Here is a 12,365-nt window from a genome sequence, read left to right on the forward strand (position 1 = left end):
TCCGTGTGGTCGACTCGTGGACCGGCGGCTTCACCGCCACCGTCGAGGTCACCGCCGGATCGTCCGACATCAACGGCTGGACGGTCGCGCTCACCCTGCCCTCCGGCGCGGCGGTCACCAACGCCTGGAACGCCAGGCGCAGCGGCGACACCGGGACCATCCAGTGGTCCAACGAGACCTACAACGGCCGCGTCACCGCCGGCCGGTCCACCGGGTTCGGCTTCCAGGGCACCGGCGTCGGCACCGGCATCACGCCCACCTGCGCCACCGGGAACACCTCCGACCCTAGGGTCGGAGGACCTTGATGTCGGCCGGGAACCTCGGGTCGATCTCGTAGTGGGTGTCGTACTGGCTGCTGAAGCCGGTCACGCGGACGGTCTGCCCGGCGGCGAGGCCGGTGAGGTCGATGCCGGTCTGGGTGTTGACGAAGATGGTGAGCTCGCCGGAACCGTCGTCGACGTAGAACTTGTGGCCGTAGGGCAGGTCGGACTCCGGGGCACGGGTGATCGTGGCGACCACGCGCACCAGCAACCCCTCGGTGGCCTCGCCGACGGCACCGGTGGCCAGCGGCCTCGGCTGGACCGGGAAACCCTTGCCGCGCACGCGGACCGCACCCGGGTCGGCGGGGACGAGGACGCGCAACCCGGCGCTGCTGCGCAGCGTGCCGGTCACCCGCACCCGGTCGCGCGGTGCGACGCCCAGGTCGACCGCGACGCTGACGTAGATCCCCGCACCGCGGTCCTGGATCGCGAAGCCCTTGTCGAAGAAGCTGGACTCGAACGCACCCGACGGCGTCGTGGCCGTGCCCTCGACCGTGACCACCGTGTCCAACGGCAAGGTCCGCGCCTGGGCGATGGACACCACGTGGTGCGAAGACTCCGCCCGGGCCGGTAGCGCGACGCCCACCGAGGCGAGCGCTAAGAGCAGCACCGGAACGACACGGGACCAAGAGAACATGAGGGGGAATCCTTTCCGGCCGCCGATACCACTTCGGCGATTTCGCCCGAGCCTCCCACATGAGCGGCGCGAAGATCAGGCCCAATGCTCGTAAATACCCGATCGCGATCAGGTCTACCGCATTCTCGACGGCCGCGGTCTTCGGGCTGTTGATCGGTGCACGGTCGACAGCCCGAACGATCCCACCGGCCCGGCCCACCGCGTCCGGGTGCGCGCGATCGCCTAACCGGCGTGCGCGGCGGCTCGTGCCACCAGCCTCTGCCCGTCCCTGAGACCCGCCACGACGGTCCCCCACAGCACCGCCGCGCCGCCGAAGCCGGGCACCAGCCGCCACGACCACTCCGGCCCGAGCGCGCCGAGCACCACCGCGAGCACGGCCGTCCCGCAGAGCAGGGCGGCCAGCAGCAGGTACCGGTCGGAGCCGAAGAGCTTCGCGAACGGCGCGAAGTGCGCGCCGACGACGAACAAGACCCATGCCGGGGTCGCCTGCGCGAGGTCGAGGGACGCCAGCAACCGCGAGCCCGCGAAGATCCCGACCAGCATCAGCAGCACCGCGATGCCGTACCCCTTGCCGAACGGGCTGTCGGACCGGCCGCCGCCAGGAGGCAGCTCGCCACCGGAGCGACCGAGGCGGAACACCCAGCCGGTCAGGGCCAGGGCGATCGCCACACCGACCACCGTCAGCACGGTCGCGCCGGCCGTCACCGAGGCCACGCCGGAGAACCACCACCCGACACCGAACCCGACGCCGATCAACGACGTGATCATCAGGGTGATCACGTGCCCCTTGGTGAACTGCTCGTCGCTCATGACGCCCCCTCGACCGCGATCGCTCGACGATTGCCTACACGGCGGGGAACGACCCGGCGCAGTCGGGGTGCGTGCCCGGACGTGCCGCGCACGGCGGCCGCGCGCCTCTCCTCAGTCAGATGACGACCACGGTGAACGCGTGCACGCACCACGGCCCGTCGAAGTTGGTCACCCACACGCTGCCGGAGCTCCCGTCGATCTTCTGCCCCTTGGCGGTGCCCCGCACGTAGAGCTGGAAGGACCCCGGTCCCGAGGTGATGCCGTCCTTCGTCGAGTCGACCGCGAGGTCGGGCTCGTACCCGATCAGCTCGTCGACGTGCCGCGGCTTCTTGATGGCGTCCGCGCAGAGCTGGGCCTTGGCCTCGGCCGCGTTGCCCGCGTTGAGGTTGTCCACGAAGGTCCGCAGGGTCTCCAGCCCGGCGGGGTCGACCGGTTTCCCGCCCGCCGTGGGCGTCCCCGGCGCGGTCGGGGCCGCGGTCGAGCTGGTCGGCTTGGCGCTGGTCTTGCCGACGTCGGCGCGGGCGATGTTGTGCCAGCACCAGGTGCCGCCGTCCCGGACGACCTCGACCTGGAACTTCTCCGTCTTCCACGCGGTGGCCACCTCGAAGGTCCCCACGGCCTCGTCGGCGGACGTCTTCGGGCTGCCCACGGGCTCGGCCCCGCGGAACGGGGCGACGTCGTCGATGACCTTGTGCACGGCGGACCCGGCCTCGGCACAGGCGACACCCTTGAGGAAGTCGGTGTCCTGCGAGCCCAGGGCTTCGACCACCGCGCCCACGAGCCGCTCCGGGTCGGCGCCCGGCGGCACGGAGGAGGACGTCCTGGGCACCGGGGTCGTGCTGCTCCCGCCCGTACCGCCCTCCGCGAGGAAGAAGCCGGGCGCGACGAACCCGGTGAACCCGATGCCACCCAGCACCAGCACGACCAGCGCGACGACCGCGACGACCGCCCCGGTGTTCCGCTTCGGAGGCGGAGGTGCGCCGAACCCGCCGTGCTCCGGCGTGCCGTACCCGAAGGGCGGCCCCTGCTGCCCCGGAGGCGGTGTCGGTCGCGGGAACCGATCGGACGGCTCGTGCCCGCCGAACGGCTGCTGCGGGTAGGTCATGCGGCCCCCTCTCCTGGTCGCCGCCTAGGACGGACGCCGACCGCCATCCGTTCCGGGTACCGCCGGTTCTTCGTCCCCCACCGGCCGGTTGCTAGCGTGACGCGGTGTCTGAGCGAGAGCACACCGGGCGAATCCTCGACGGCCGGTTCGAGCTGCTGGAGAGGTTGGGCAGCGGTGGGATGGGGACGGTCTGGCGCGCGCTCGACCTCGGGCTGCACCGCGAGGTGGCCATCAAGGAGGTCCGCCCGGCCGACGCCGACCAGATCGACGGCAATTCCGCGATGGCCGCCCAGCTGCGGGAGCGCGTGCTGCGGGAATCCCGTGCGCTCGCCCGGCTGCAACACCCGAACGTCGTGTCGATCTACCAGATCATCGAGTCGGCCGACTCGCCGTACCCGTGGATCGTCATGGAGCTGGTCCGCGGCACGTCGTTGGACGCGCGGCTGGACGCCGGTGTGCTCACCCCGGTCGAGGCGGCGGGCATCGGGCGGGACGTGCTCGCGGCACTGCGCTCGGCCCACTCCGCGGGCGTGATGCACCGCGACGTCAAGCCGGGCAACGTCCTGCTGCGCACGGACGGCAGCGCCGTGCTCACCGACTTCGGCATCGCCGCCCTTCAGGGCTCGACCCAGCTCACCGCGACCGGCGACGTCATCGGGTCCCCGGAGTACATCGCCCCGGAACGGCTGCGCGGCGACGAGACGCACACCGCGTCGGACTTCTGGTCGCTCGCGATGCTGCTGTACGTGGCCGTCGAGGGCTACCACCCGATGCGCCGCGCGAGCACGATGGCGACCCTCGCCGCGGTGATGACCGAGCCGGTCCCGCCGCCGCGGCGCGCGGGCGCCCTCGCACCCGCGCTCAACGCCGCCCTCCGCAACGACCCCGCCGACCGGCCGACCGGCGAGGTGCTGGACCAGATGTTCGCCGCGGCCGAGCGCGACTCGGCTCCGCTCCTGGGACCGCCGACCCCGGCGGGGTTCGCCGTTCAGGGACCTCCCACTCCGGCGGGGTTCGCCGTTCAGGGACCTCCGACCCCGGCCGGGTTCGCCGCCCAGGGGCCGCCGAGCGGTCCCCAGCCCCACTCGCACTGGCCGTCCGGACCGACGCCGACGCCGACACCGGACAGCGGGCTGCGTCCGCACGGCTACCCGCAGTCCTACCCCACCCCGCTCCCCGTGACGCGCAAGCGGACGGGTGCGGTGGCGCTCTCCCTGCTCGGGGTGGCGCTGATCGTCGCGGCGACCCTGCTGGTGGTCCACCTGACCCGCCCGGACGACAAGGGGGACTCCCGTGCGGGCTCGTCGACCACGCCCGGGACCACCCAGCCGAACATCGGCCTGCCCAACGGCCCGACGACCACGGTGGCCGACGCGGTGAAGGACGACCTGCTCACGCCCGCCGGCGCGCGCAAAGCGGTCGGCGCCCTCGGCGAGGTGATGGGCGGGACCAAGGTGTCCGAACTGACGCTGTGGCCGGACCACGCGACGGCGGTCGCCCCGACGACGGCGGTCGCGAACGGCTTCGACGAGTTCGAGTTCAAGAGCGGCGGCAAGGCGACCAGGAAGGGCCCGGACGGGGTCGACGCCGACCGCCCCGTGTTCGACCTGAACGAGGTGAACTGGGACGCCCTGCCCGCGCTGTTCGAGCAGGCGAACAAGGAACTGGGCGTCCCGCAACCGACCATGCGGTACCTGCTCGTCGACAGCGACATCATCGAGAAGACGCCGGCGCTGAAGGTGTACGTGATCGACGGTTACGGTGGCGCGTTCCTGCAGGCGAACCTGCAGGGCCAGGTCCAGAAGACCTACCCGCGCCCCCAGTGACCCCTCGTCAACCCTGACGCGGGATGGCCTCGATCCTCGCCTTGTGGTGCTCGCCCCACTCGCCGAGGGGTTCGAGGGCCGTCATCAGGGAGCGGCCGAAGTCGGTCAGGGAGTACTCGACCTTCGGCGGGACCTCGTGGTGCAGTTCGCCGAAGCGCAGGGTCGCGCAGTGCGGTTCCCACAGGACCAACGGCTCTTTTTGCCGCCCATGACGCCGATCGCCGCGTCCACCCCGCACGTGTACGTCCGGTGCCGCACCTGTTCCCCCTGACCAGAAGCTCAGTACCCGACAAATGACGCGGCCGGGCACCCGACCACGGTGTGGAACCGGACGCCCGGCAAGGTCCGGGTGGACGGCGCGGTGCACGCAAGCACGGCGGCCGAAGCGGTCGCGACGAGCGGGTTGGTCGTGGCGTGCTTGTCCACCTACGACGCCACGGTGGAGGCGCTTGAGGAAGCGGACCTGGCGGGGAGGACGTTGGTCACGCTCAACAGCGGCACGCCGTCCGGTGCGCGGTGGACGGCGGACTGGTCCGTCGGGCGCGGGGCGCGGTTCCTCGACGGGGCGGTGAAGAACGTGCCGGCGGCGGTAGGGGCGGACGACACGCAGTTGTACTACAGCGGGGACCCGGCGGTGTACGCGGAGCACGAGGACACCCTCCGGGTGCTCGGCGGTGACACCTCGCTGCTCGGTTCCGACGTCGACCTCGCGAAGCTCTACGAGTACGCGGTCGGCGGCACGCTCCTGCCCGCGCTGGTGGGGTTCTTCCAGGGCGCGGCGCTGGTGACGGCGCGGGACCGGACGGCCGCGTCGCTCGTGCCGCACGCGGTGAAGTGGCTGGAGATGATCGCCGCGGTCCTGCCCGGGTTCGCCGACGAGATCGACCGCGGCGACTTCACCCGGCCGCAGTCGTCGGTCGGGGTGTTCCACGACGCCATCCCGTACGACCACGAGGTGACCGGGGAGGCCGGTCTGGACAGCACTTGGCACGAACCGCTGCACGACCTGCTGCGACGCGCGGTCGCGGGGGGTCGGCGGGAGCACAGCATCGCGGCCCTGGTCGAGGTGCTGCGCGAGCCCGTGGTGTGATCACCGGCCGGTCCCCCGCCTCACCCACGCCCGCGACACGGCCGAGGATCGGCGTTGCCGAGCCATTCGGCGTGCCGGGCAGCCGGGCGCGGGCCGGCTGCGGGTGGACGTGCCGGCGGCGCGAGCGGGCCGGAGGTGCACCGGACCCGGCCCATCAGGTCGGCGGAGCACCGCTGCCGGTCCCGGGGACGGCGTGCGGAGGACGGGGGCGCCGGGCTAGGTTCGTCCTGGAAGTCCGCACGAGCGGAGGTGGTCCGCGCGTGCGCGGACGGACTGACCGCAGGTGGTGTCCGCGGCCTCGTCGGGCGGGGGGCGCACCGCCGGTGGTGCACCTCACCGGTGACGACGAGGACGGATGTGGACGGGCGGCGTCGAGATCTGCTGGCGCGGATGGTCGCGGAGTGCGAGCCGGGCCGCGCCGACTGGGCGCGGGCGGTGTCCGCGGTGTGCGTCCGGGCCGTGGCCGGTGTGGAGGGCGCGGCGTTGACGTTGCGCAGCGCGTCACGGGCGCAGGAGACGCTCGGGGCCAGCGACCCGTGGGCGTCCGGGCTGGAGGAGATCCATTACACCCTCGGTGAGGGGCCCGCGGTGGAGGCGTTCGCCACCGGCGGCCCGGTGCTCGTCGCGGACCTGCGGGTCGACCAGGTGCGCTGGCCGGTGTTCGCGGAAGCGGGCACGGCGGTGGGCGTGGCGGCGGTGTTCGCGTTCCCGTTGCAGGTCGGTGGCATCCGGCTGGGCACCTTGGACCTCTACCGGCGCCGTCCGGGCGGCCTGTCGTCCGACGCGGTGACCGACGCGCTGGTGCTGGCCGACGTGATCACGCTCGCCCTGCTCCAGCACACCGACCGGGTGGGTGAGGACGAACTGCACCAGGTCGTCTCCTACCAGGACGTCAACATGGCCACCGGGATGCTCGCCGCGCAGCTGCGGGTCAACCTGGAGGACGCGTTCGCGAGGCTGCGGGCGCACGCCTTCGCCACGAACCGCTCGGTGGTCGAGGTCGCGGGTGACGTGCTGGCGCGCCGCATCCCGCTGGATCGACTCGCGGGATGACCGGCTGACGTGAGCGCGATCAGGGCGCCGGACCGTATGCTTCGGGTGTGCCAGGCGTCCCGGATCAGATCGCCGTCGCGTTGAGCGAGATCACGGCGGGACTGGCGGACGGCCGGGACGCGGACTCGGTGCTGACCATGGTCACCTCGGCGTGCACGCGACTGCTGGCGGCGTCGGCGACGGGCGTGCTGCTGGTCGACCCGCGTGGCGGGATCCGGGTGGTGTCGGCCTCCGACGAGCGGGCGCGGTTCGTGGAGCTGATGCAGACCCACGCGGACCAGGGCCCGTGCGTCGACAGCATCCGTGACGACGCGGCCGTCGACTCCGTCGACCTGACCGAGGACCTGGACCGCTGGCCGGTGTTCGGCCCGGCCGCGGTGCGGGCGGGTTACCGGTCGATCCACGCGATCCCGATGCGGCTGGACGGCCGTGCAGTCGGCGGCTTGAACGTGCTCTACACCCGGGCCACGCCGTGGGCGGCCTGGCAGGCGAAGCTGGGCCGTGTCCTGGCCGACCTGGCGGTGCTGGGTCTGTCGCAGGAAGGCGACGTGCGGCGGGTCGACCGGCTGGCCGAGCGCACGTTGACCGCCCTCAACGACCGGGTGCAGCTGGCGCACGCGATCGGGATGGTGGCCGGTGCGCTGGCCATCGACACCGACCAGGCCAGGAGGGCGATCCTCGATCACGCCCGTGCCCACGCCCGCCCGGTGCGCGACATCGCCCGCGCGGTGACCGACGGCTCGCTCGACCCGGCCTCCGTCTTCCCGCTCACGGCCGACGACTGACCAAGCACCCGCTCCGGCGTCTTCCCCCTCGCGGCCGACGACCGACCAGGCACCCCACTCCGGCGTCGTCCCGCTCACGGCCGACGACTGACTAGGCGTCCCACTCCGGATCGGCCCGCGGGTCGGCCGTGGCGTCGACCTCGGCCGCCACCCGCGCCACCTCGGCGTCCCGCTGCGTCTCGCCGCCGCAGGCGCGGAACCGGGCGCCGGCCTGCCGCAGGGTGCCGCCGTCCCACGCGCGGACCGCGCCTATCGCCTCGTGCAGTGCCGCGCGGCGGTCCAGCGAGCCGGCGATCCGCCGTGCCGCTCGGATCTGGCGTGCGGAGGATGTCATGCACCCCAGCGTGCTCCCCCGGCCGGGAAACCACCAGGTCGCGTCAGCCGTCGGCGGTGAGGGCGTCGTCGACAAAGCGCTCGGCGAAGTCGCGGAGCTTGACGTTCTCGCGCTGGGACCGGTCGACCAGCATCGCGAACGCCTCGTCGGCCCGCACCCGGTGCACGGCCATCACGATGCCCTTGGCCTGCTCGATGACGGCCCGTGAGGTCGACGCGCGGCGCAGGTGAGCGGCCTGCTCACGCGCGCGCAGGTAGCGGCGGGCGTTGCGCAACGCCGCCTCGGCGGCGGTGGTGTACAGCTCCAGCAGGGCCGCGTCGAGCGCGCGGAAGCCGTCCGCCGCCCCGCTGTAGAGGTTGAGCGAGCCGGGGGTGTCCTCGTCGACGCACAACGGCGCCGACAGGTAACCGTCGACGCCGAACCCCGCGGCCCGCGCGGCGAAGACCGGCCACCGCTCCGGCAGTTCGGCCGTCGTCGCGTGCACGACCTCACCGGTCCGCGCGGCTTGCAGGCACGGCCCTTCGCCCGCCCGGTACTGCTCGACGTCCACCTCACGTGCCTGCGGCCGGGTCGCCGCGCCGGTGACAGGACCGTCGTCGGACAACAGCGTCACGCTCACCATCTCGGTGCCGGGGATGGCGTGCGCCACCTGTCTGCAGATCCGGTCGAGGATGACCGACAGGTCCTCCTCCTGGTCCAGCGCCTCGCAGAGCCGCTCCAACGCACCGGTGACCCCGTCCAGCCGCCGGACCAGCACATCGGCGGCCTCGTCACCCACGCCACCCCGCTGCCCTCCGCCCATCGCCACCCGCCTCCTCCGTCGGCCCCACCGCCATCGTGCTCCCACGGTCCGGCCGGCGCCGGAACACCGTGGTCACGCCACGACTGTGCCCCCTTCGAACCGTCGTCACACCTGCACCGCGGCGGATGGCGAGGTGATCGGGGAGCAGGGTCAGATCAAGCCGAGGTCGCGGGCTCTCGCGCCGGCCTGGAAGCGGGACTCGGCGCCCAGCGCCGTCATCAGTTCCGCCACCCGCCGCCGGTAGGTCCGCACGCCGAGGCCGAGCGCGCGGGCCGCCGTCTCGTCCTTGCAACCCGACGCCAGCAGCTCCAGCACCTGCGGCACCAGCGTGAACAGCTCCGTGTGCTGGGCGTCGTAGACCGCCAGGTCGGTCGCCGAGCGCCAGGCGGCGTCGAACAGGGACGCCACGTTCTGCACCACCGTCGGCTCCGTCACGACGCCGTAGCCCCGGCGGCCGTCCACCACGTCACCCGCCAGGATCGCGAAGCGGCGGTCGATGATGATCGTCTCGTTGATGTCGTCCCGCGTGATCCGCACCGCCGCGCCCCGCGCCGAGGCCGCGCGCACGTGCTGCGCCATCGACGGGTGCAGCAACACCTCCGGCCGGTACAACTTGCGCAGCCTCGGCGTCGGCACCGACCGGTCGTCACCGCGGCGAGGCCGGGTCGCCGCCCACGTGTTCAGGTCCCGCGCGGCGCACGTGACCTCGCTCGCCGTCGCGAACAGGTGGGCCGTCCGCCGGTACAGCTCCTCGTCGCCGTGGAGGACGGGCACGTGGTCGAGGCTCATGCCACCAAGTGTGCGCACGGCGCAACCCCGCCGCCGATGTCGGCAGGAAGTTGCCATCCCCGGCGGTCGGTACCCGGGGAACCCAAGCTGGGATCATGAGCACAACGATCGACGCGACCGCCGCCGGCACCTGGGAACTGGGCGACCGGACGGTCAACCGCCTCGGCTTCGGGGCCATGCGGCTGGTGGGCGGCACCGACGGCGGCACCGGCGACCGCGCGCGGGCCGTCCAGGTCCTCCGCAGGGCCGTCGAACTGGGTGTCAACCACATCGACACCGCCGCCTTCTACTTCTCCGCCCTGCGCTCCGCCAACGAGCTGATCAACACCGCCCTCGCGCCGTACCCGGACGACCTGGTCATCACCACCAAGGTCGGTCCCGGCCGCGGCCCGTCCGGCGACTGGGTCCGCGCGGACGACAAGGCAGGACTGCGCGGCCAGGTCGAGGAGAACATCCGCCAGCTCGGCGTCGACCACCTCGACGTCGTCAACCTCCGCATCGGCCGGAACCTCGACCGGGGCGAGGGCTCGATAGCGGACCGCTTCCAGGCGCTCGCCGAGCTCCGGCAGGAGGGCCTCATCCGGCACCTCGGCATCTCGAACGTGGGCGTCGAGCACCTGGAGGAGGCCCTCGCGATCGCACCGGTGGTGTGCGTCCAGAACCAGTACGGACTCGTCACGCGCCGCGAGGACGACGCGCTCGTCGAGCTGTGCGCGGCGAACGGCGTCGCGTTCGTCCCGTTCTTCGCCATCGGCGCCGGCATCACCGGCGCGTCGCCGTTCGGACCGGCCGACGAGACCGGCAAGGACGTGATCGCGCAGGTCGCGGAGGCGCACGGCGCCACCGCCGCCCAGGTCCGCCTCGCCTGGACGCTGCACAAGGGCCCGAACGTCCTCGCCATCCCCGGCACCGGCGACCCGGCGCACCTGGAGGAGAACGTGGCGGCGGCCGGGCTGCGGCTGACCGATGAGGACATGTCCCGCCTGGGTACCATCGCTTGAGCCCACCGGATCCCGTAACCGACGCCACCCCCTGCCATCCGGGCCACCGCCACTCCACCACCGGCAGGCCCTGATGACGTGAGTCATGTGGTTGGGTGGGCTCCGACTGGCCGGAGGTGCCGTGAACGGTGACGGGGTGCGCCCGGGTGACGTGCTGGCGGCGGCCGAGAGCGCGCCGCCGGTGGAGTCCGTCGAGGTCGTCGCGCGCGACCTGGCGAAGCGGTTCGAGGCGTTCGACGTGTCGTTCCTGCTGGTCGACCTCGTCGACGAACGGCTGGTGCGGCTGGCCTCGACCACGCTGGACGTCGGCGGGGACGGTGCGGAGGGCGTCGACCTGCGCGACAGCGCCTACGAAGAGGTGCTGCGCACCCAGCGGCCGTGGCAGGTGCGGGACGGCGACGGGGTGCGCGTGGTGCTGCCGGTGACCAACCGCGGCGACTGCCTCGGCGTGCTGGAGGTGACCGTGCCCTCCCTGGACGAGGAGATGCTGGCGCAGCTGTCCGAGGCCGCCCACGCGCTGGCCTACGTCATAGTCACCGACCGCCGCTTCACCGACCTCTACCACACCGGCCGGCGCACCACGACGATGAGCCTGGCCGCGGAGATCCAGCACCAGCTGCTGCCCACGGCGTCCTGCTGCGAAGCCGCCCAGTTCACCGTCGCCGGCGCCCTGGTGCCGGCCCACGACATCGGCGGGGACACCTACGACTACACCCTGGACCGCGACACCCTGCACCTGTCGATGACCGATGCCGTCGGTCACGACGTCGCCTCGGCGCTCACCGCGACCCTGCTGGTCGGTGCGCTGCGCAGGGCACGCCGGGCCAGCGGGGACCTGGCCGAGCAGGCGCGGCAGGCCAACCAGGCGCTGCTCGACCACGGCGGGGGATCCCTGGCGACCGGGCTGCTGCTGCGCGTGGACCTGAGCGAGGGAGTGGTCGAGCTGGTCAACGCCGGTCACCCCGCGCCGCTGCTGCTGCGCGACGGGGTGGTGGAGCCGATCGAGCTGGAGATCGACCTGCTCTTCGGCGTCACCCCGTACTCGTACCGGGTGCAGCGGTTGGACCTGGAACCCGGTGACCGGCTGCTGCTGCTCACCGACGGCATGTTCGAACGCGACGCCGCCGGCGCGGACCTGCCCGCGCTGCTCCGCCGCACCGACGGGCTGCACGCCAGGGAGGTGGTGCGGGCGGCGACCAGGGCCGTGCGGCAGGCCTGCCGCGACCACCTCCAGGACGACGCCACCGTGCTCTGCCTGGACTGGCGCGGAACCGGCCGCACCGAGCGCCGGGCCGACAACGGCGCCGACACGGACACCGCCTCGCCCGCCCTCGACACCGGCTCGCGCTGAGTCGACGCCCGCCCGGTCCGGTGCGGGCTAGCCCCGCGCCTCGTCGTGCGCGGGGCTAGCCCCGACGACCTGGCTCCCGACGACCTGGCTCTCGACGACCTGGCTCCCGAACCGCAGCGCCAGCTCGGCGTTGACCTGCACGTGGCGGAGCAGGAACGCACCCTCGTCCAGCCGCTTGCGCCGCAGCCAGCCGGTGACCTCGTCGTTGCACTTGCTCGCATTGCACGACCCGCACGCGGGCACGATGTTGTCGAGCGTGTACCGCCCTCCGCGCGACAGCGCCTGCACGCAGTCCTTCTGGAGAGGTGTGCCGGTCGCCCCGCAGTAGGCGCAGCCGCCCCACGCCGCCTTGAGCGCGCTCCACTCCGCCACGGTGAGGTCGTTCTCCACGCGCTCCATCCGGCGCTTCCGCTTGCGCGCGGCACGTGCCCGCCTGCTGCCACCCACGGCCATGCGCGGACC

At 73.0% G+C, this 12,365-nt stretch carries 13 protein-coding genes and 1 pseudogene; 7 read left to right on the top strand and 7 right to left on the bottom strand.

Annotated features, from left to right (window positions below):
* Nucleotides 1–5: 5 nt before the first annotated feature.
* The gene (locus AB0K14_RS09985; RefSeq protein ID WP_360463748.1) at nt 6–305 is read left to right on the top strand and encodes a cellulose binding domain-containing protein; all 300 of its coding nucleotides are present in this window, start codon (nt 6–8) and stop codon (nt 303–305) included.
* 874 nt (nt 306–1,179) lie between these two features.
* Here AB0K14_RS09985 and AB0K14_RS09990 read toward each other — a convergent pair.
* Together AB0K14_RS09990 and AB0K14_RS09995 are read right to left on the bottom strand one after the other, a co-directional pair.
* The gene (locus AB0K14_RS09990; protein WP_360463694.1) at nt 1,180–1,767 is read right to left on the bottom strand and encodes a hypothetical protein; all 588 of its coding nucleotides are present in this window, start codon (nt 1,765–1,767) and stop codon (nt 1,180–1,182) included.
* 115 nt (nt 1,768–1,882) lie between these two features.
* Nucleotides 1,883–2,872 carry a hypothetical protein gene (locus tag AB0K14_RS09995; protein ID WP_360463698.1) on the bottom strand — a complete coding sequence of 330 codons (990 nt, stop codon included), beginning with the start codon at nt 2,870–2,872 and terminating at the stop codon, nt 1,883–1,885.
* A gap of 104 nt (nt 2,873–2,976) precedes the next feature.
* Here AB0K14_RS09995 and AB0K14_RS10000 point away from each other — a divergent pair, with 104 nt between their 5' ends.
* Nucleotides 2,977–4,698, top strand: a complete 1,722-nt coding sequence (locus tag AB0K14_RS10000) for a protein kinase (protein ID WP_360463700.1) — start codon at nt 2,977–2,979, stop codon at nt 4,696–4,698.
* A 7-nt stretch (nt 4,699–4,705) separates the two neighbouring features.
* Here AB0K14_RS10000 and AB0K14_RS10005 read toward each other — a convergent pair.
* A pseudogene (locus tag AB0K14_RS10005) lies at nt 4,706–4,908 on the bottom strand (winged helix-turn-helix transcriptional regulator).
* Between the two features lie 109 nt (nt 4,909–5,017).
* Between AB0K14_RS10005 and AB0K14_RS10010 the strand changes: the two are divergent.
* The 3 genes from AB0K14_RS10010 to AB0K14_RS10020 all read left to right on the top strand — a co-directional run bounded on the left by AB0K14_RS10010 (nt 5,018) and on the right by AB0K14_RS10020 (nt 7,626).
* On the top strand, nt 5,018–5,788 hold the full coding sequence (locus AB0K14_RS10010; protein ID WP_360463703.1) for an NAD(P)-dependent oxidoreductase: 771 nt from the start codon (nt 5,018–5,020) through the stop codon (nt 5,786–5,788).
* 339 nt (nt 5,789–6,127) lie between these two features.
* Entirely contained in the window at nt 6,128–6,841 is a 714-nt protein-coding gene (locus AB0K14_RS10015; protein ID WP_360463706.1) for a GAF and ANTAR domain-containing protein, read from the top strand.
* A 47-nt stretch (nt 6,842–6,888) separates the two neighbouring features.
* Nucleotides 6,889–7,626 carry a GAF and ANTAR domain-containing protein gene (locus AB0K14_RS10020; RefSeq protein WP_360463709.1) on the top strand — a complete coding sequence of 246 codons (738 nt, stop codon included), beginning with the start codon at nt 6,889–6,891 and terminating at the stop codon, nt 7,624–7,626.
* Between the two features lie 91 nt (nt 7,627–7,717).
* Here the strand turns inward: AB0K14_RS10020 and AB0K14_RS10025 are convergent, their stop codons facing one another.
* From AB0K14_RS10025 to AB0K14_RS10035, 3 genes are all read right to left on the bottom strand, one after another.
* A complete protein-coding gene (locus AB0K14_RS10025) occupies nt 7,718–7,960 on the bottom strand; it encodes a hypothetical protein (RefSeq protein ID WP_360463712.1) in 243 nt (80 codons plus the stop codon).
* A gap of 43 nt (nt 7,961–8,003) precedes the next feature.
* Nucleotides 8,004–8,762, bottom strand: a complete 759-nt coding sequence (locus AB0K14_RS10030) for a GAF and ANTAR domain-containing protein (protein ID WP_360463751.1) — start codon at nt 8,760–8,762, stop codon at nt 8,004–8,006.
* Nucleotides 8,763–8,912: 150 nt separating this feature from the next.
* Complete coding sequence (locus AB0K14_RS10035; protein WP_360463715.1) at nt 8,913–9,551, bottom strand: DNA-binding response regulator; 639 nt, start codon at nt 9,549–9,551, stop codon at nt 8,913–8,915.
* Between the two features lie 95 nt (nt 9,552–9,646).
* Here AB0K14_RS10035 and AB0K14_RS10040 point away from each other — a divergent pair, with 95 nt between their 5' ends.
* Together AB0K14_RS10040 and AB0K14_RS10045 are read left to right on the top strand one after the other, a co-directional pair.
* The gene (locus AB0K14_RS10040; RefSeq protein ID WP_360463718.1) at nt 9,647–10,552 is read left to right on the top strand and encodes an oxidoreductase; all 906 of its coding nucleotides are present in this window, start codon (nt 9,647–9,649) and stop codon (nt 10,550–10,552) included.
* A 121-nt stretch (nt 10,553–10,673) separates the two neighbouring features.
* A complete protein-coding gene (locus tag AB0K14_RS10045) occupies nt 10,674–11,903 on the top strand; it encodes a PP2C family protein-serine/threonine phosphatase (RefSeq protein WP_360463720.1) in 1,230 nt (409 codons plus the stop codon).
* A gap of 27 nt (nt 11,904–11,930) precedes the next feature.
* On the opposite strand, the gene AB0K14_RS10050 is transcribed toward AB0K14_RS10045, so the two are convergent.
* Entirely contained in the window at nt 11,931–12,356 is a 426-nt protein-coding gene (locus tag AB0K14_RS10050) for an HNH endonuclease signature motif containing protein (RefSeq protein ID WP_360463723.1), read from the bottom strand.
* Nucleotides 12,357–12,365 lie beyond the last annotated feature (9 nt).

Origin of the sequence: Actinosynnema sp. NPDC050801 (genome assembly GCF_040673975.1) — a bacterium.
In the GTDB taxonomy this organism is placed as follows: Bacteria; Actinomycetota; Actinomycetes; order Mycobacteriales; family Pseudonocardiaceae; genus Actinosynnema.